Annotated in this window: 17 protein-coding genes; 5 read left to right on the top strand and 12 right to left on the bottom strand. The window is 75.2% G+C overall.

Annotated elements, in window-relative coordinates:
• Positions 1-44: 44 nt before the first annotated feature.
• The 8 genes from BLW63_RS11830 to BLW63_RS11795 all read right to left on the bottom strand — a co-directional run bounded on the left by BLW63_RS11830 (position 45) and on the right by BLW63_RS11795 (position 8,719).
• Positions 45-713 (bottom strand): prepilin peptidase, encoded by a 669-nt coding sequence (locus BLW63_RS11830; RefSeq protein ID WP_091155810.1) that lies wholly within the window; start codon positions 711-713, stop codon positions 45-47.
• Between the two features lie 5 nt (positions 714-718).
• A complete protein-coding gene (locus BLW63_RS11825; protein WP_091155808.1) occupies positions 719-1,522 on the bottom strand; it encodes a shikimate dehydrogenase in 804 nt (267 codons plus the stop codon).
• A gap of 22 nt (positions 1,523-1,544) precedes the next feature.
• Positions 1,545-3,152 (bottom strand): endolytic transglycosylase MltG, encoded by a 1,608-nt coding sequence (gene mltG / locus BLW63_RS11820; protein ID WP_091155806.1) that lies wholly within the window; start codon positions 3,150-3,152, stop codon positions 1,545-1,547.
• A complete protein-coding gene (ruvX, locus tag BLW63_RS11815) occupies positions 3,149-3,805 on the bottom strand; it encodes a Holliday junction resolvase RuvX (RefSeq protein ID WP_091155804.1) in 657 nt (218 codons plus the stop codon). Before ruvX ends, mltG begins: the two co-directional genes overlap by 4 nt.
• Before the next feature lie 5 nt (positions 3,806-3,810).
• Positions 3,811-6,507: an alanine--tRNA ligase gene (alaS, locus tag BLW63_RS11810; protein WP_091155802.1), complete on the bottom strand. Its 2,697-nt coding sequence runs from the start codon at positions 6,505-6,507 to the stop codon at positions 3,811-3,813.
• Positions 6,508-6,559: 52 nt separating this feature from the next.
• Complete coding sequence (locus BLW63_RS11805; protein WP_091155800.1) at positions 6,560-6,838, bottom strand: hypothetical protein; 279 nt, start codon at positions 6,836-6,838, stop codon at positions 6,560-6,562.
• Complete coding sequence (locus BLW63_RS11800; RefSeq protein WP_091155797.1) at positions 6,838-7,263, bottom strand: DUF948 domain-containing protein; 426 nt, start codon at positions 7,261-7,263, stop codon at positions 6,838-6,840. Before BLW63_RS11800 ends, BLW63_RS11805 begins: the two co-directional genes overlap by 1 nt.
• Before the next feature lie 127 nt (positions 7,264-7,390).
• The gene (locus tag BLW63_RS11795) at positions 7,391-8,719 is read right to left on the bottom strand and encodes a replication-associated recombination protein A (RefSeq protein ID WP_211517089.1); all 1,329 of its coding nucleotides are present in this window, start codon (positions 8,717-8,719) and stop codon (positions 7,391-7,393) included.
• 71 nt (positions 8,720-8,790) lie between these two features.
• Here BLW63_RS11795 and BLW63_RS11790 point away from each other — a divergent pair, with 71 nt between their 5' ends.
• Positions 8,791-9,684: an aldo/keto reductase gene (locus BLW63_RS11790; RefSeq protein WP_342028708.1), complete on the top strand. Its 894-nt coding sequence runs from the start codon at positions 8,791-8,793 to the stop codon at positions 9,682-9,684.
• Between the two features lie 188 nt (positions 9,685-9,872).
• A complete protein-coding gene (locus BLW63_RS11785; RefSeq protein ID WP_244522518.1) occupies positions 9,873-10,715 on the top strand; it encodes a hypothetical protein in 843 nt (280 codons plus the stop codon).
• A gap of 109 nt (positions 10,716-10,824) precedes the next feature.
• Here the strand turns inward: BLW63_RS11785 and aspS are convergent, their stop codons facing one another.
• From aspS to BLW63_RS11765, 4 genes are all read right to left on the bottom strand, one after another.
• Positions 10,825-12,600: an aspartate--tRNA ligase gene (gene aspS / locus BLW63_RS11780; protein WP_091155782.1), complete on the bottom strand. Its 1,776-nt coding sequence runs from the start codon at positions 12,598-12,600 to the stop codon at positions 10,825-10,827.
• A gap of 50 nt (positions 12,601-12,650) precedes the next feature.
• Positions 12,651-13,631, bottom strand: a complete 981-nt coding sequence (locus tag BLW63_RS11775; protein WP_091155777.1) for an aldo/keto reductase — start codon at positions 13,629-13,631, stop codon at positions 12,651-12,653.
• Between the two features lie 5 nt (positions 13,632-13,636).
• Positions 13,637-14,899, bottom strand: coding sequence for a histidine--tRNA ligase (hisS, locus tag BLW63_RS11770; RefSeq protein ID WP_091155773.1), 1,263 nt, complete (start codon positions 14,897-14,899; stop codon positions 13,637-13,639).
• A 67-nt stretch (positions 14,900-14,966) separates the two neighbouring features.
• Positions 14,967-15,662 carry an MBL fold metallo-hydrolase gene (locus tag BLW63_RS11765; protein ID WP_091155771.1) on the bottom strand — a complete coding sequence of 232 codons (696 nt, stop codon included), beginning with the start codon at positions 15,660-15,662 and terminating at the stop codon, positions 14,967-14,969.
• 153 nt (positions 15,663-15,815) lie between these two features.
• On the opposite strand from BLW63_RS11765, the gene BLW63_RS11760 reads away from it, so the two are divergent.
• From BLW63_RS11760 to BLW63_RS11750, 3 genes are read left to right on the top strand one after another with little or no spacing between them, the layout of a single operon-like run.
• A complete protein-coding gene (locus BLW63_RS11760) occupies positions 15,816-16,643 on the top strand; it encodes a peptidylprolyl isomerase (protein ID WP_091155766.1) in 828 nt (275 codons plus the stop codon).
• On the top strand, positions 16,640-17,353 hold the full coding sequence (locus BLW63_RS11755) for a peptidylprolyl isomerase (RefSeq protein ID WP_091155762.1): 714 nt from the start codon (positions 16,640-16,642) through the stop codon (positions 17,351-17,353). Before BLW63_RS11760 ends, BLW63_RS11755 begins: the two co-directional genes overlap by 4 nt.
• Positions 17,353-18,012 carry a class I SAM-dependent methyltransferase gene (locus BLW63_RS11750; protein WP_091155758.1) on the top strand — a complete coding sequence of 220 codons (660 nt, stop codon included), beginning with the start codon at positions 17,353-17,355 and terminating at the stop codon, positions 18,010-18,012. The genes BLW63_RS11755 and BLW63_RS11750 overlap by 1 nt, the downstream gene beginning before the upstream one ends.
• Positions 18,013-18,291 lie beyond the last annotated feature (279 nt).

Here is an 18,291-nt window from a genome sequence, read left to right as displayed (position 1 = left end):
CACGTCACCAGGCTCAGGACGGGCCCTGGAAGGGGGCCACCCGCTCAGGCGGGGGGCAGCGGTCCGGCCACCACCAGGGCGAGCGCCGCGCCCACCAGCAGCGGCGGGCCGAACGGCAGGGCGGTGCGCCAGCCGGCCCGCCCGGCGGCGACCAGGGTCACCGACGCGGCGGCACCGGCGACCAGCCCGAGGAACACGCCGGCCAGCAGGGCGCCCCAGCCGACCCAGCCGAGCACCAGGCCGAGCAGGCCCAGCAGCTTGACGTCGCCGAAGCCGAGCCCCCGCGGGGAGACGACGGCGGCGCAGGCGGCCAGTCCGAACGCGGCCGCGCCGGCCAGGACGGCGCGCAGCAGCGCCGGCCAGGTGCCGAGCGCCACGGCGTCGACCAGCAGGGCGGTGGCCACCGCCGCGTACGCCGGGACGGTCACCCGGTCCGGCAGCCGGTGCGCGGCCAGGTCCACCTGGGCGAGGACCACCCCGGCGACCCCCGCCCACGCCAGCGCCACGGTGGCCGGCCGCACGCCGCCGGCCAGCAGCGCGCCGCCGACGGCCAGCGCGACGAGGAGGACGGTGAGCACGGTGCGCAGCGGCCCCGCCCGCGCCGCGTCGTCCCGCCGGGCCTGCCGGACCGCCACCCGCGCCAGCCACGGCCCCAGGGCCAGCCCGCCCGCGAGGGCGAGGGCCGCGGCGAGCGGGAGGTCCGCGGCGGGCACGCCGCTCAGCGGGAGCCGACGGCGGCGTCGAGCGCGCCGCGCATCGCCACCAGCGGCGCCGGCCGGCCGGTCATCAGCTCCACCTGGGCGGTGGCCTGCCAGAACAGCACCTCGAGGCCGCCGACGACGGTGCCGCCGGCCTCGGCGACCGCGCTGGCCAGCGGCGTCGGCCAGGGGTCGTACAGGACGTCGAGCACCGTCTGCCCCGCCGTCCACGGCAGCCGGGCTACGGCCGGCTGCCCGCCGACCGGCACGGTGCTGACGACGACCTCGGCCTCGACCACGGCGGAGGCCAGCGAGACCACCGTCGTCGGGACGCCGAGGGTGTCGAGGACCCGCAGCAGGTCCCCGGCGCGGCCCGGCTCGCGGACGACGACGTCGACGTGCGCGGCGCCCAGGGAGGCCAGCGCGACCGCCGCGGCCGCCGCCGTCCCTCCGGCGCCGACGATCGCGGCGCGGTCGACCGCGGTGACCCCGGCCTGCTGCAGCGTGGTGCCGACGCCGAGGACGTCGGTGTTCTCCGCCCGCCAGCCCGCCCCGGTGCGCACCAGCGTGTTGGCCGCGTGCAGCAGGCGCGGCAGCGGCTCCACCACGTCGGCGACGTCGGCCGCGGCCTGCTTGCACGGCATCGTCACCGAGAAGCCGCGCCACTCGTCCCCGAGCCCGGCCAGGAGCACCGGCAGGTCCTCGGCCCCGATGTCCAGGGCGTCGTAGGTCCAGTCGTCGAGGCCCAGGGCCGCGTAGGCGGCCCGGTGCAGCAGCGGGGACAGCGAGTGCCCCACCGGGCGGCCGAGGACGGCCGATCTCACTCCCCCACCGTCCCGCCGATCCTCACCCGCCCGGCTGCTCGCGCAGCCACTGCTGGAACAGCAGCACGTTCTGCTGGTGCTCCTCGGCGGTGCGCGCGAAGCGGGTCTCGCCGGTGTCGGGGTCGATGACGACGAAGAACCGCCAGTCCCCCGGGGTCGGCGCGAGCACTGCCGCGATGGCCTGCTCGCCGGGGTTGCCGATCGCGCCCGGCGGCAACCCGGTGTGCACGTAGGTGTTGTACGGCGAGGGGTTGGCCCGGTCCTGCGGCGTGGTGGTGATGCCGGACTTGCCGTTGGCGTAGTTCACCGTGGTGTCCAGCTGCAGCGGCATGCCGTCGGCGAGCCGGTTCTCCAGCACGCGGGCCACCATGGCCATGTCCGCGGGCGAGGCGGCCTCGGCCTGCACGATGCTGGCCTTGGTGAGCACGGTCAGCCGGTCGGCCTCGGGGACCCCCAGCGCGTCGAGCGCCTGATCGGTCCGCGTCACCATGCCGCCGAGCACGTCGGCGGGGGTGTCGTCGGGCTCGATGTCGTAGGTGGCCGGGAACAGGAAGCCCTCGAGCAGCCCGTTGGCGTAGGGCGGCAGCCCGAGCGCGACGGGGTCGGCGGCGACGGCCTGCAGCTCGGGCAGCGGCGTCCCGGTCTCCTCGGACACCAGCGCGAGGGTGGCCGCCACGGTGAGCCCCTCACGGACGGTCACGCGGGTGACCTGGCGGGCCGCGGGGTCCAGGAGCAGGTCGAGAGCGGCCTGGCCGCTCATCTGCGACCGCAGTGCGTAGACACCGGGCTGGATGCCGGTGGCCGCCGGCTCGGTCTCCGCGGCGTCGACGAAGGGACCGGGCGAGGCGATGACGCCCTCGGAGACGAGGGTGCGGGCGATGTCGCTGAGCGTGTCGCCGGAGGACACGCGCACCTCGACGGTGCCGCTGCCCTGCCCGGCGAAGTCCTCGCCGCCCGGGTTCACCAGCCCGATGAGCGCCTTGCCGCCGTAGAAGATGCCGACCACGAGACCGGCGAGGACCAGCAGCGAGAGGACGGCGGCGAGCGGGCTGCGCCGGCGGCGCGGACGGGAGCCGCGCCCGCCGCCGGGCGTCTCGAAGCCGCCGTGGTCGTCGGCGTGGTGGTCGTCGGCGTGAGGGACGGTCCTGGCACGCCGGCCGCGGCGCCGGCTGCGGACGTCGTCGGAGCCGGAGGCGCCCAGCACGTCCAGGCCGCCGGTGGAGTGGTCGGTCTCGTCCCAGTCGGAGCCGACGGGGTGCGCCTCGGTGTCGGAGGGCCCGGCGCCGGGCACGGCGGGGACGGCGCCCAGCCCGACCGTGGCGTCGTCGGTGGTGACGTCGGAACGGTGGGAGAGCCGGGACCAGGCGCCGGCGGGCATCGGCGGCAGGTCGGGCAGCGGCTCGGAGGGGTGCCGGGGCCGCTGCGGCTGCGGGTCGCCGGCGTGCGCGAGCGGCCCGGTGCCGGAGTCGTCGACGCGGCGGCGTCGCGGGGCCGACCCGGCCGGGCGGCCCTCGCCGGCACCCGGCGGACGGCTCGGCATCGAGGCGAGCCAGGCGGACGCGGGCACGCCGCTCGCGGGCTCCGGGGAGGCGTGCCGACCCCGCCGGCCCGGCGGGGTCGGGTCGGTCACGAGCGCTCCCGCTGCGCGTCCAGATAGGCCTGGAGGATGACCACCGCCGCGGCCTGGTCGATCACCGAACGCTGCCGGCGGCTGTCGACACCGTTGGCCCGGAGGGAACTGGCTGCGGTCACGGTGGAGAGCCTTTCGTCGACGAGGTGCACGGGCACGGAGCCGATGCGCCCGGCGAGTGCCCGAGAGTAGGCACGCGCCTCCTTCGCCGACGCGCCCGACGCACCCGAGAGGTGCCTCGGCTCCCCCACGATCACCTCTGTCACCTCGTGTTCCACGACGAGCGCCGCGATGCGGTCGAGGTCGGACTCGTCGCGCGCCCGCTGCACCGTCTCCAGCGGGCTGGCCAAGGTGCCCGTGGGGTCGGAGAGCGCCACGCCGACGCGCACGGTGCCGACGTCGATGCCCAGCCGGCGGCCCTGCCGCCGCGGCCGCGGCGGGACCGGCAGCCCGCCGGGCAGGCCGCCGGACAGGTCGATCTGCGCGGTCTCGTGCCGCACCGGCGGGAACGCGGCGCGCAGGTCGATCTGCTCGGTCGCGTGGTGGACCGGCCGCTGCGGGGTCGCCCGGGGCCGGGCCGGGGGGACGGCGGGCCGTCCCTGCATCGGGCGCTCGCCCGCCGGACCGGTCTGGTCGGGGTGCTGACTGGGCACTCCGCTCACCTCCCTGCGGCGGTCTCGACCGCCTGTTCGCCGGCCTGCAGGGCCGCTGGGATGCCCGAGGGGTCGGTACCGCCCCCCTGGGCCACGTCTGGCTTGTTGCCACCGCCACGTCCGCCGACCTCGGCCGCTGCCGCCCGAAGCACGTCGGGGGCCGAGAGCCCTCGCTCGACCGCGGCCGGGTTGAGGGCCGCCACCAGAGCCACCTTGCCCCCCGACTCGGACGCGAGCAAGACGACCGCCGGCCGGTCGGCGGGCAGCCGACCGCGGACGTCGAGGGCCAGTGTGCGCAGGTCGCCGCCGCCCAGTCCGCCCGGCGCGCCGGTGACCACGGCGATCCCGCCGACGTCGCGGGCGCCGGCGGCCAGTTCCCCGGCCGCGGCCAGGGTCTGCTGGGCGCGCAGCTCGGCGAGCTCCTTGTCGACGTCCCGCAGCCGGGCCAGCATGCCGCTGACCCGCTCGAGGACGGTGTCTGTCGGCGTCTTGAGCAGCTCGCCGAGCTGGCGCACCAGGTCCCGCTCGCGGGCCAGGTAGCGGAAGCCCTCGAGCCCGACGACGGCTTCCACGCGGCGCGAGCCCGAGCCCACCGACGACTCGCCGGTCAGCGCAAGCGTGCCGATCTGGGCGCTGCCCTGCACGTGGGTGCCACCGCAGAGCTCGCGGGACCACGGCCCGCCGATCTCCACGACGCGGACCTGCTCGCCGTAGGTCTCGCCGAACAGCGCCAGCGCGCCGACGGCCTGGGCCTCGGGCAGCGTCATGTAGCTGGCGCTGACCCGGTGGTCGGCCCGGACGGCGGCGTTCGCGACGTCCTCGATGTCGTGCCGCTGCTGCTGGGTCAGCGCGCCCTGCCAGGCGAAGTCCAGCCGGAGGTACCCGGGGCGGTTGTAGGAGCCCGACTGCAGCGCCTGCGGGCCGAGCACCTGGCGGAGTGCCGCGTGCACCACGTGGGTGCCCGAGTGCGCCTGGCAGGCCGACAGCCGCCACTCGCGGTCGACCTCGGCGGTCAGCTCGGCGCCGAGGTACAGCTCGCCCTCGAGCACCCGCACCTGGTGGGCGACCAGGCCCCGGACCGGGCGCTGCACGTCGAGCACCTCGGCGCGGCCGCCGTCCCAGCTCAAGACGCCCGCGTCGGCGACCTGACCGCCGGACTCGGCGTAGAACGGCGTGCGGTCGAGCACCACACGGGTGACCTCGCCCGGGCCGGCCGGCGTGCTGGGCGCGTCCTCCTCGGCGGTGAGCTCGGTGACCAGACCGAGCACCCGGGAGTCGGTGCGCAGCGTGTCGTAGGCCCGCCAGTCCGTGGGGCCGTGCTCGGCGAGCAGCCGGCGGTAGGCCAGGACGTCGACCGACCCGGTCTTCTTGGCGCGGGCGTCGGCGCGGGCCCGGTCGCGCTGCTGCTGCATGAGCGCGCGGAAGCCCTCCTCGTCGACGCGCACGCCCTGCTCGGCGGCCATCTCGAGGGTGACGTCGATGGGGAAGCCGTAGGTGTCGTGCAGCGAGAACGCCTGCTCGCCGGAGAGCGACGGCGTCCCCGCAGCCGTCGCCTCACGCACGGCGCTGTCGAACAGCGCCGTACCGGAGGCCAGCGTGCGGCGGAAGGCCTCCTCCTCGGCGTAGGCGACGGCGGAGATGCGGGTGAAGTCGGTCTCCACCTCGGGGTAGCTGGCCTTCATCGCGTCCCTCGACACGGGCAGCAGCTCGGGCAGGGTCGCCTCGTCCACGCCCAGCAGCTTCATCGAGCGGACGGCGCGGCGCAGCAGCCGGCGCAGGATGTAGCCGCGGCCCTCGTTGCCCGGGGTGACGCCGTCGCCGACGAGCATCAGCCCGCTGCGGACGTGGTCGGCGACGACCCGCAGCCGGACGTCGGAGTCGTGGTCGGCGCCGTAGCGCACCCCGGCCAGCTCGGCGGCCCGGTGCAGCACCGGCGCCACCTCGTCGATCTCGTAGAGGTTGTCGACGCCCTGCAGCAGGTAGGCCACGCGCTCCAGGCCCATGCCGGTGTCGATGTTCTTCTTGGGCAGCTCGCCGACGATCCGGAAGTCCTCCTTGCTCCGGACGTCGGTGAGCTCGTACTGCATGAAGACGAGGTTCCAGATCTCAAGGAACCGGTCACCGGCCGTGTCGACCAGCGGGCCGCCGTCGGGGCCGTACTGCGGACCCCGGTCGAAGTAGATCTCGCTGCAGGGGCCGCCCGGGCCGGGCTGCCCGGTGTGCCAGTAGTTGTCCTTCTTGCCCAGCCGCTGGATCCGCTCGACCGGCAGACCCGCGATCCGGTGCCACGCCTCGGCGGCCTCGTCGTCGTCCAGGTAGACGGTGACCCAGATCCGGTCCGGGTCGAAGCCGAGCCCGCCGTCGCGCAGCGGCCCGGTGACCAGGTCCCAGGCGTGCTGGATCGCCCCCTCCTTGAAGTAGTCGCCGAAGGAGAAGTTGCCGTTCATCTGGAAGAACGTGCCGTGGCGGGTGGTCTTGCCCACCTCCTCGATGTCGAGGGTGCGCACGCACTTCTGCACGCTGGTCGCCCGGGGGTAGGGCGCCGGCTCCCGGCCGGTGAGGTATGGGATGAACGGCACCATCCCGGCCACGGTGAACAGCAGGGACGGGTCCGGGGAGACCAGCGAGGCACTGGGGACGACGGTGTGCCCGCGGCTGGCGAAGTGCTCCAGGAAACGGCGGCGGATCTCGGCGGTCTGCATGTCCTACTCGGTGTGGGGGCTCGGTCGTCGGGGCTGCGGCGTCCCGCGACGCTCAGCGGTCGGTGGCGTGCCGGCCGGGCAGCTGGGCCTGGCCGGCCTCGGGCAGCGGCGCGTCCAGGCCGGTGCCGGTGCGCAGCTCGTCCTCCCGCTCGGCCATCGCCGCGCGCACGTCGGCGCCGAAGTCGCCGATGGCGTCGGCCAGGTCGCGCAGGCCCTCGGCGATCGAGCCGCCGATGCCGGCGGGGGTCATCTTCTCCGCCGCGGCGGACAGCTTGCGGACGACGAGCACGCCGATGGTGACGCCCATGGCCAGCCAGAACAGCCGCCGCATCAGGCGGCCCGCCGGGCGGCACGGCGCGAGCGGCGCTCGGCCTTGTCGCGGGCGGCGGCGTCGGCGATGGCCTGGCCCTCGCGCTTCTTGCGGGCGGCGCTGCGGACGCCGTAGCTGAACGCGGCCACCTTGATCAGCGGGCTGCCGAGGGTGGCGGCGACGACGCTGGTGAGGGCGGCGACGTTGCTGGAGACGTTGGCGGCGTTGCCGGTGATGTCGTCGACCCGCTCCAGGTTGCTGTTGACGTGGGCGACCGTCGTCGACGCCTGGCTCAGGATCGGGCCGCTCTGCTCCCGGGTCTGGCGGATGGTCAGCGTCGCCTCGTCCAGCGTGCGACCCAGCTTGAGGATCGGGACGGCGAGCAGCACCACCAGCAGCACCAGCGCCAGCGCTGCGATCAGTCCGGCCCACTCTCCTGCGGACACCCGGTCCTCCTGGTTCGTCGACGTGGTCCTGCGGCGTCCGGGCCCCCGCCGGTCGCCGCCGGCGGGCGTCGGCCCGGCGTGGTCACAGTAGTCGGGGGCTCCGGCTGCCGTCCGTGCCCCGCCGGGCTCAGCGGCCGCGCCGGACGATGGCGCGCAACTTGGCCAGCCGTGCCCCGATCGTCGCCTCCGCGCCGCGGCCGGTCGGCCGGTAGTAGTCCTTCCCCACCAGGGCGTCCGGCGGGTACTGCTGCGGCACCACGCCGTCGGGGTGGGCGTGCGGGTAGACGTAGGTCCCCCCGTGCCCGAGCTTCTTCGCGCCCGCGTAGTGGGCGTCGCGCAGCCCCGGCGGCACCGGGCCGGCGAGCCCGGCGCGCACGTCGGCGACGGACTCGCCCATGGCGACGGTGACGGCGTTGGACTTCGGCGCCGTGGCCAGGTGGACGACGGCCTGCGCCAGCGGGAAGTGACCCTCCGGCATGCCGATGAAGGCCACCGCATCGGCGGCGGCGACGGCGGTCTGCAGCGCCGTCGGGTCAGCCATGCCGATGTCCTCGCTGGCGGAGATGACCAGCCGGCGGGCGATGAAGCGCGGGTCCTCCCCCGCCTCGACCATGCGCGCCAGGTAGTGCAGCGCGGCGTCGACATCGCTGCCGCGGATGGACTTGATCAGCGCACTCGCGACGTCGTAGTGCTGGTCGCCGGAGCGGTCGTAGCGCACCGCGGCCTGCGCCACCGCCGTCTCCAGGGTGGCCAGATCGATCTCGGCGAGCCCGGCCGCCTGCGCCGCCCCCGCGCCGGACTCCAGCGCGGTGAGCGCCTTGCGCCCGTCCCCGCCGGCGATGCGGACCAGGTGCTCCTCGGCCTCGGCGCTCAGCGTCACCGCGCCGTCCAGCCCGCGGTCGCTGGTGAGAGCGCGGTGCAGCAGCCGGCGGACGTCGTCGTCCGAGAGCGGCTGCAGGGCGAGCACCAGGCTGCGCGACAGCAGCGGGCTGACCACGGAGAAGAACGGGTTCTCGGTGGTGGCGGCGATCAGGCTGACGATCCGGTCCTCGACCGCCGACAGCAGGCTGTCCTGCTGGGTCTTGGAGAACCGGTGCACCTCGTCGATGAACAGCACGGTGCGGCGGCCGGCGTAGGTCAGCTCGCGCTTGGCGCTCGCGATGACCGCGCGGACCTCCTTGACCCCGGCGTCGAGGGCCGACAGCTGCACGAACTGCCGCTTGGTGGCCAGCGAGATGACGTGCGCGAGCGTCGTCTTGCCGGTGCCCGGCGGGCCGTAGAGCACCAGCGACATCGGCTCGTCGGCCTCGACCAGCCGGCGCAGCGGCGCGCGGGGGCCGAGCAGGTGCGACTGCCCGACGACCTCGTCCAGCGACCGCGGCCGCATGCGGACGGCGAGCGGCGCGCCCGGGTCGGCGCCGGAGGCCTCCGGCGCCGGCTCGTCGAACAGCGACACTTCGCCTCCGATTCGCTCCCGCAGGGCGCTCCGCTCCTCGCTGCGGTGCTCACGCCCCTGTCCGCTCAGGGGTGAGAACGCTACCCGCGGGGCACGACACCCCCGTGCAGCAGCGACGCATCGGAGACCGGACCGTCAGCGCCATCGGGCTCGGGGCGATGCCCCTGTCCACGAAGACCGACCGGCCCGGCCGCGAGGACGCCGTCGCCACGGTGCACGCCGCGCTCGACGCCGGCGTGACCCTCATCGACACCGCGGACGCGTACGCCGTCGACGAGTCGGAGTTCGGCCACAACGAGGAGCTGGTCGCCGCGGCGCTCGCCTCCTACGGCGGCGACACGTCGTCGGTGCTGGTCGCCACCAAGGGTGGGCACACCCGGCGCGGCACCGACTGGGAGCTCGACGGGACGCCGGCGTACCTGCGCCGGGCCTGCGAGGACTCGCTGCGCCGGCTGGGCGTCGACGCCATCGGGCTCTACCAGTTCCACCGGCCCGACCCGGAGACGCCGTGGGAAGAGTCGATGGGTGGGCTGCGGCAGCTGGTCGACGACGGGCTGGTGCGGATGGCCGGGATCTCCAACGCCGACGTCGCGCAGATCGACGTCGCCCGCTCGATCGTCGGCCCGGCCCTGGCCAGCGTGCAGAACCGGTTCTCCCCCGGCTGGCGGTTCTCCGCCGACGAGCTGGCCCACTGTGCGGCGCACGGGCTGGCGTTCATCCCGTGGAGCCCCTTCGGCGGGGTGTCGGCGGCCGGGTCGCTGGAGTCCACGGCGCCGGCGTTCACGGCGGTCGCCGAGGAGCTGGACGTGTCGGTCTACCGGGTGACCCTGGCCTGGCACCTGGCCCAGTCGGAGGTCGTCGTCCCGATCCCGGGGGCCTCGCGGCCGGCTTCCATCCAGGACTCCGCGGCAGCCGCGGATCTGCAGCTCACCCCGGAGCAGCTCGCCCGCCTGAGCGGGGCCTGAACCCTCCTCCCGCAGCCCGTAGCCCGAGCCCGCCGTGATCATCGGCACGTGGCTGTCCCCACCGGCGTGTCGGGCAGCCACTCGCCGATGATCACCGCGGCGGGGCCGCCGTCCACAGCGCCCGCCCGGCTCCACATCCCTACGCCGGGACCCGCCGCGGATGGTGCAGCCACAGCAACGTCGGGCGCGTGATCCTGCCTCCCGCCCACACCGCCGCCTCCGCCCGCGCCGCCGGACTGACCCGTGCGCAGCTGCGCAGCTCCCGGTTCGTCCGGCTGGCCCACGACTTCGTCGTCCCTCTGGACGACGCCGTCGACCCACGGGAACGCCTGGCGCTGCTGGCCGGCCTGCTGCCCGCGGACGCTGCCTACAGTCACGGCACCGCGGCTGCGCTACTCGGGACGCACGTCGACATGCCGGTCCGCGCCCACGTCGCCATGACCCCGCGCCGAGTGCTCCCCCAACGCGCCGACTTCGTCGTCCACGCCCGCCGGCTCGCCGAGGAGGACGTCGTCGTGCACCACGGCCTGCGGACGACGTCCGGACCGCAGACCTGGCTCGACCTCGCCGAGCGGCTGCCACCGTACGAACTGGTCGCGGTCGGCGACGCGCTGATGCGCCGCGGTCACCTGCCGGCCGAGGCACTCGCCCGACGTCTCGAGCGCGGGACCCGGGTCCGCGGCGTGGTGAGCGCTCGGCGGTGCGCACCCCTGCTCACACCGCTGTCGATGTCCCGCCCGGAAAGTCTCGTGCGGTACTGGCTGGTGACCAGCGACCTGCCCGATCCGCAGCCGCAGGTGCCGGTCCGCGACCGCTGGGACCGGGTCGTCGCGCACGGCGACCTCGGGTACGAGCGCTGGAAGGTGCTGCTCGAGTACGAGGGCCGGCAGCACGCGGAGGTCGAGCAGTTCGGCCGCGACATCGACCGGTACTCCCTCATGGCCGCGGACGGCTGGCTGGTGCTCCGCTTCGCCGCACGGCACGCGGAGTCGCCACGGTGGTCGTCGACCGCACGCGCCGGGCACTCATGAGCCGCGGCTGGCGCCCCGGCCTGCCGTGATCATGGGCAGGTGGCGGCCCGACACGCCGATGGGAGCAGCCAGCCGCCGATGATCACGGCAGCGAGGACGACGGCGGACCTCAGCGGGTCGGGTCGCTGGGCCCCGGGGCGCCGGGCTCGCCGGGCAGGGCGGGCTCCTCGGGCTGGGCGTCGATGCCGGCCTCCTTGCGCTGGGGGTCGGTGATCGGCGTCGGCGCACCGGTCAGCGGGTCGTACCCGGCGCCGGTCTTCGGGAAGGCGATGACCTCGCGGATGGACTCCACTCCGGCCAGCAGCGCGGTCAGCCGGTCCCAGCCGAGGGCGGCGCCGGCGTGCGGCGGCGGGCCGTAGGCGAAGGCCTCCAGGAAGAAGCCGAACCGCTCGCGGGCCTCCTCGCGAGACATCCCGAGCGTCTCGAACACCCGCTCCTGCAGCGCGGCGTCGTGGATCCGGACCGAGCCGCTGGCCAGCTCGTTGCCGTTGCACACCAGGTCGTAGGCGTCCGACAGCGCAGCGCCCTTGTCCTGCTCGAACCGGTCGCGCCACTCGGGCGTCGGCGAGGTGAAGGGGTGGTGCGTGAACGTCCAGGAGCCGTCCTCGGTCTCCTCGAACATCGGGAAGTCGACGACGAACAGGAACGACCACGAGCCCGGCTCGATGAGCTCCAGCCGGCGGGCGATCTCGTTGCGCGCCGCGCCGAGCAGCTCCTGGGCCTGTCGGCGCGGACCCGCGGCGAAGAAGACGCAGTCGCCCGGCTGCGCGCCGACGGCGGCCACGAGGCCCTCGCGCTCGGCGTCGGAGATGTTCTTCGCGACCGGCCCACCGAGGGTGCCGTCCTCCCCCACCGTCACGTAGGCCAGGCCGCGGTGTCCGCGCGACCTCGCCCAGTCCTGCCAGGCGTCGAACGCCCGGCGCGGCTGCGAGCCGCCCCCGGGCATCACGATCGCGCCGACGTAGGGCGCCTGGAACACCCGGAACGGCGTCCGCGCGAAGTACTCCGTGAGCTCGGTGAGCTCGATGCCGAAGCGCAGGTCGGGCTTGTCGGAGCCGAAGCGGTCCATCGCCTCCCGGTAGGTCATCCGCGGGATGTCAGGCACGTCGTAGGACGCCAGCTCCCGCCACAGCGCCCGGACGACGTCCTCGACGACGGCGAGCACGTCGTCCCGCTCGACGAAGCTCATCTCGAAGTCCAGCTGGGTGAACTCCGGCTGCCGGTCGGCGCGGAAGTCCTCGTCACGGAAGCAGCGGGCGATCTGGTAGTACCGCTCCAGCCCGCCGATCATCAGCAGCTGCTTGAACAGCTGCGGCGACTGCGGCAGCGCGTACCACTTGCCCGGCTGCAGCCGCACCGGCACGAGGAAGTCGCGGGCGCCCTCGGGCGTGGACCGGGTGAGCGTCGGCGTCTCCACCTCGACGAACCCGTGCCCGGCCATCACCCCGCGGGCGATGCGGCTGACCTCCGACCGCAGCCGGACGACCCTCGCCGGGCCCTGCCGCCGCAGGTCGAGGTAGCGGTACCGGTACCGGACGTCGTCCGAGGCGGCCTGGTCGGTCTCGATCGGGAACGGCAGCGGGGCGGCCGGGGAGAGCACCCGCAGCTCGGCCGCGGCCACCTCGATCTCGCCGGTCGGCAGCTCCGGGTTCTCGTTGCCCTCCGGGCGGCGGCGCACCTCGCCGGTGACCAGCACGCAGAACTCGTTGCGGAGGGCGTGGGCCTCCTCCTCGCGGACGACGACCTGGACGTAGCCCGACGCGTCGCGCAGGTCGACGAAGACCACGCCGCCGTGGTCGCGGCGGCGGGCGACCCAGCCGGCGAGGGTGACGGGAGAGCCGGCGTCGGACGCGCGCAGCGTGCCGGCGTCGTGGGTGCGGAGCACGGGGGTTGCCTCTCGGGGGGTGGGCGGGAGATGACGCAGCGGGGGTCAGGTCACCAGCGGTCGTGGACGTGCGCGCGGATGCGCTCGTCGTAGACACGCTCGAGGTCGGCGAGCTGGGAGTCGGGGAGCCTGGGCAGCGCGGCCGCCGCGACGTTGCCGCGGACCTGATCGACGGTCCGCGCGCCGGGGATCACCGTGGTGACGCCGGGTTGGTCGATCACCCAGCGCAGCGCGAACGCCGCCGTCGGGGCGTCGCCGGCGATCGCGGCGACCTCGCGGGCCGCGGCGACGCCGACCTCGAACGGCACGCCGGCGAAGGTCTCGCCGACGTCGAAGGCCTCGCCGTGGCGATTGAAGTTGCGGTGGTCGTCGGGGGCGAACGTCGTCGACTCGTCGTACTTGCCCGTCAACAGCCCGCTGGCCAGCGGCACCCGGGCGAGGATGCCCACGCCGGCCTTCGCGGCCGCGGGCAGCAGCTCCTCGAGCGGCTTGCGCCGGAAGATGTTCAGGATGACCTGGATCGTGGCCACGCCGGGGTGCTGCAGCGCGGTCAGGCCCTCGGCGACGGTCTCCACGGAGACGCCGTAGGCCGCGATCGCGCCGTCGGCCACCATCGCGTCGAGCGCGTCGTACACCCGCTCGTCCGAGTAGACGGCCGGCGGCGGGCAGTGCAGCTGCACCAGGTCGAGGGTCTCCACGCCGAGGTTGCGGCGGGACCGGTCGACCCAGGCGCGCAGGTTCTCCGGGGTGTACTGCTCGGCCTCGAACGGGTCGGCGCGCCGGCCGGCCTTGGTCGCCACGAACGGCCGCTCGGACCGGGCGACCAGCGCCCGGCGGATGCGCTCCTCGGAGCGGCCGTCGCCGTAGACGTCGGCGGTGTCGAGCAGGGTGACCCCGGCCTCGAGCGCGGCGTCGAGGACGTCGGCCGCGGCGTCCTCGTCGACGTCCCCCCAGTCGCCGCCGAGCTGCCAGGTGCCCAGGCCGACGACGCTGACGTCGGCTCCCGTCCGGCCGAGCGGCCGCTGTTCCATGGAAGTCACTCCCCCACGCTCGCACGCACCCGCTCGAACAGCTCGCCGACCGGGACGGGGTGCTGCTCGCCGGTGCGCATGTCCTTGAGCTGGCCGACGCCCTCGGCCAGGTCGCGCTCGCCGATGACGACGACGTGCGAGGCGCCCGACCGGTCGGCGGCCTTCATCGCGCCCTTGAGCCCGCGCCCGCCGTAGACGGTGTCGGCCGCGACGCCGGCCTGGCGCAGCTGCCCGACCAGGCGCACCGCCAGCCGCCGGGCCTCCTCGCCCAGCGGGACGACGAACGCCTGCACGCCGGCCGCGGCGCCGATGTGGAGCCCCTCGGCCTGCACCGCCAGCAGCGTCCGGTCGACCCCGACGGCGTAGCCGATGCCCGAGACGTCCGGGCCCCCGAGCGCGGCCGACAGCCCGTCGTACCGCCCGCCGCCGCCGATCGCCGACTGGGCCCCGAGCCCGTTGTGCACGAACTCGAACGTCGTCTTCGTGTAGTAGTCCAGCCCGCGCACCAGCCGCGGCGCCTCGGTCCAGGTCACGCCGAGGTCGGCCAGGTGCTGGCGGACGGCGTCGTAGTGCGCCCGGGTCGAGTCCGAGAGGTGGTCGACCATCAGCGGCGCCTCGTCCAGCTGCGCCTGCACCTCGGGCCGCTTGTCGTCGAGCACCCGCAGCGGGTTGATCTCCGCGCGCCGCCGCGTCTCCTCGTCGAGGTCCAGCTTGTCGAGGTACGCGACCAGCTGCTCGCGGTACTGCGGCCGGCAGGTCGCGTCGCCCAGCGAGGTCAGCAGCAGCTCGAAGTCCGTCAGCCCCAGGTCGCGGAAGCCCTGCACGCCCAGCGCCACCACCTCGGCGTCCAGCGCCGGGTCGTCGACCCCGAGCGCCTCCATGTCGACCTGGGTGAAGTGCCGGTAGCGGCCGGCCTGCGGGCGCTCGTAACGGAACGCCGAGCCGATCGTCCACAGCTTCACCGGCAGTGCGCCGGTGTGCAGCCGGTGCTCGATGAAGGCCCGCATGAGCCCGGCGGTGAGCTCCGGGCGCAGGGTCAGGGAGCGGCCGCCGCGGTCGTCGAAGGTGTACATCTCCTTCGTCACGACGTCGGTGGACTCGCCCACCCCCCGGGAGAAGACCTCGGTGTGCTCGAACACCGGCGTCTCGACGTAGCCGTAGCCGGCCCGGCGCAGCGGCGCGGTCAGCGTCTCCCGGACGGCGAGGAAGCGCTCGGACTCCGGCGGCAGGACGTCGAAGGTGCCCTTCGGCGCGGTCAGCCCGCTCACGACGCCCTCCGTTCGGCTCCGGACCCGATCCGCTCCTCGGTCGCCCGTGCGCCCTCGTCCGTCACGCTCACAGCCCGCGACCCTTCGGGGCGCTCGCCGCCTCGGCCAGGTAGGGGTTCGTGGCCCGCTCCCGGCCGATCGTGGTGAGCGGGCCGTGCCCGGGCAGCACCACCGTCTCGTCGTCCAGCGGCAGCACGACGTCCTGCAGGGAGCGCAGCATGTCCTCCCACGACCCGCCGGGCAGGTCGACCCGGCCCACCGAGCCGGCGAAGAGCACGTCGCCGGCCAGCAGTCCCGGGGCTCCGTCGAAGTCGGTGCCCAGGTCGAGGGAGAGGACGACCGAACCCCGGGTGTGCCCCGGCGCGTGCCGCACGGTCAGCTCGACCCCGGCCAGCGACAGCACCGCGCCGTCGTCCAGGGGCTTCACGTCGGCCGGGTCGGGCAGCCGGACACCGCTGATCAGCGGGGCCAGCTGCGGGCCGTGCCAGCGCGCGGGGTCGCTGAGCATCCCGGAGTCGGCCGGGTGCAGGTAGGCAGGGATGTCGTAGCCGTCGCAGACCGGCAGCACCGAGAACGTGTGGTCGAGGTGGCCGTGGGTGAGCACGACGGCTACCGGCTTGAGGCCGTCGTCGGCCAGCAGCCGGGCCAGTGGCTCGACGGCGTCCATGCCGGGGTCGACCACCACGCACTCCTGCCGCGGCCCGGGGGCGACGGCGTAGCAGTTGGTGCCGAACGCGCCGGCCGGGAACGAGCGGATGAGCACCCGTGCAGGTTACGCGGGCCATCCGCGGCGCTCCGGGCCTTCCCGCTGCCAGGGAACGGGCAGGCTCGACACCTAGACTCGGGGCTCCGACCAGCGGGGCGCGGGCGCACCAGGACGTCCCCCCGCAGCCGTCCGTCTCGAGGAGTACCACCCGTGCCGAGCAACAAGCAGCGGCGGGAGGCCGCCCAGCGCCGCCTGCAGCGCCAGCTGGAACGCCGCGCCGAGCTGGCGCGCAAGCGCCGCCGCAACCTGCTGATCGGGGTCACCGCCGCCGCCGTCGTCCTCGTCGTCGGCACCGTCCTGCTCGTCACCGGAACCGGCGGCGACGACGCCGACCCCGCCGCCGCGGAGGCCACGCCCGCCTCGGCCGCCCCTCCCACGCCGGGCGTGGTCGACGGCAGCGACGGCACCTGCGACTGGACGCCGGTCGACACGGCGGCCAACCCGAACCTGCAGGCCGACACCGGCACCCCGCCCGTGGAGGTCACCCCGACCGGCACCACCGAGGTCGACGTCACCACGAACTTCGGCGCGATCGGCCTGACGCTGGACAACGCCAACGCGCCGTGCGCGGTGGCGAGCATGGTGTACCTGGCCGGGCAGGGCTACTTCGACGGCACCGTCTGCCACCGCGAGACCGACTCCGAGGGCCTGCAGGTGCTGCAGTGCGGCGACCCCAGCGGCACCGGCACCGGCGGCCCGGCCTACGAGTTCCCCACCCAGGTCACCGGCGCCGAGACCTACCCGCGGGGCACGGTCGCGATGGCCAACAGCGGCCAGGGCTTCGACGGCAGCCAGTTCTTCCTGGTGTGGGGCGACAGCCAGCTGCCACCGAGCTACACCGTGCTCGGCACCGTCGACGAGGCGGGACTGGCCACGCTCGACACCATCGCCGCGAACGGCAACGACGGCAGCAACGGCCCCGGTGACGGCGCGCCGACCCAGGAGGTCCGGATCCAGTCGCTGGTGGTCGCCGCGTGAGCCGGCGGCTGCGCGCAGCGGCCGGCCTGACCGGCGCACTCCTGACCCTCGCGGCGTGCGGCGGCTCCGCGGCGGAGGGCGAGCAGGACGCGGGCACCACGGGCGCCGGGGACGGCGGCGCGGCGGCGTCGGGCACGGTCACCTGCGCGTGGGGCGAGGGCTCGTCGGCCAACCCCTACCTCACCGAGGTGGCCCCGCCCGACGACGTCGTCCCCGCGTCGGGGAGCACCGGCCTGCTGGTCGCGACCAACCTCGGCGAGCTCACCCTCACCCTGGACCGGGCGGCCACGCCGTGCGCGGCCGCGAGCCTCGTGCACCTCACCGAGCAGGGCTTCTTCGACGACACCCCCTGCCACCGCGAGGTCGACAGCGAGGGGCTGCAGGTGCTGCAGTGCGGCGACCCGACCGGCACCGGTGCGGGCGGGCCGACCTACACCTCGCCGACCGAGGTGACCGGCGCCGAGACCTACCCGCGGGGCACGGTCGCGATGGCCAACAGCGGCCAGGGCTTCGACGGCAGCCAGTTCTTCCTGGTGTGGGGCGACAGCCAGCTGCCGCCGGCCTACACCGTCGTCGGCACCGTCGACGAGGCCGGTCTGGCCGTCCTCGACGAGGTGGCGGCCAACGGGAACGACGGCTCGCTGGACCCCAGCCCCGGGGGCGGCGCCCCGACCGTGCCGGTGACCATCGAGTCGGTCACCCTCGTCTGATGCCGCCGGCCGCGGACGACCACTACGCGGGGTTCCCCCCGGGCTTCTTCGAGCGCGCCGACGCCCGGGACGACGCCCTGTTCTACGCCCCGCCCCGGCTGGTCACCCACATCGACGACGCCGCGATCGCCGCGGTGGGTGCCCTCTACGCCGAGCTGGGCATCGACGGCACGGCACCGCGCCCGCGGCGGGTGCTGGACCTCATGTCGTCGTGGGTCTCGCACTTCGCCACCCCGCCGGCCGAGCTGGTCGTGCTCGGCATGAACGCCGAGGAGTTGGCGGCCAACCCGGCGGCCACCCGGCGGCTGGTCCACGACCTCAACGCCGACCCCCGGGTGCCGTTGCCCGACACCGACGTCGACGCCGCCGTCTGCTGCGTGTCGATCGACTACCTGACCCGGCCGATCGAGGTGCTCACCGACGTCGGGCGGGTGCTGCGGCCGGGCGGGCCGCTGGCGATCACCTTCTCCAACCGGTGCTTCCCCACCAAGGCGGTGCGCGGCTGGCTGGCGACCGACGACGACCAGCACGGCCGGGTCGTCGCCGAACTGGTCCGCCGCACCGGGCGGTTCGACGAGCCGCGCGTCCAGCTGAGGACGCCGCCGGGGACCGGCGACCCGCTGTACGCCGTCACCGCGAACCGGCTGCCGGCCGACTGACGGGCACCTCGGTCCCTGGCGCCTCCCAGCCGCGTCAACAGCGCCGCTCTGATCGCCGGGCGCGAGCCGAACACCCGCAGGAACGCCGCCTCCCGCGCCGTCCGCTCGGCCGCCGAGCCGGTGCGGACGGCGGAGCTGCCGGTGGCGACCACCAGTTGCGGAGCGCGGTCAGCAGGTGGTGACGGCCGGCGGCACTCGACCCGCTCGTACCGCCGGAGCGAGCCACCGCGTGGACCTCCTGCGCCGAGAAGTCGAAGCCGGCACGGCACTGGTCTCACG

It is taken from the genome of Geodermatophilus africanus (genome assembly GCF_900107105.1).
Lineage (GTDB): Bacteria > Actinomycetota > Actinomycetes > Mycobacteriales > Geodermatophilaceae > Geodermatophilus > Geodermatophilus africanus.
Note: the sequence above shows the minus strand (reverse complement) of the source record. Positions and strands in the feature narration are given on the sequence as shown.

Coding starts and splice junctions, on each gene's coding strand:
- alaS (WP_091155802.1), bottom strand. CDS start 6,507: ATGCAGACCGCCGAGATCCGCCGCCGTTTCCTGGAGCACTTCGCCAGC.
- BLW63_RS11805 (WP_091155800.1), bottom strand. CDS start 6,838: ATGCGGCGGCTGTTCTGGCTGGCCATGGGCGTCACCATCGGCGTGCTC.
- BLW63_RS11775 (WP_091155777.1), bottom strand. CDS start 13,631: ATGGAACAGCGGCCGCTCGGCCGGACGGGAGCCGACGTCAGCGTCGTC.
- BLW63_RS11750 (WP_091155758.1), top strand. CDS start 17,353: ATGCCGCCGGCCGCGGACGACCACTACGCGGGGTTCCCCCCGGGCTTC.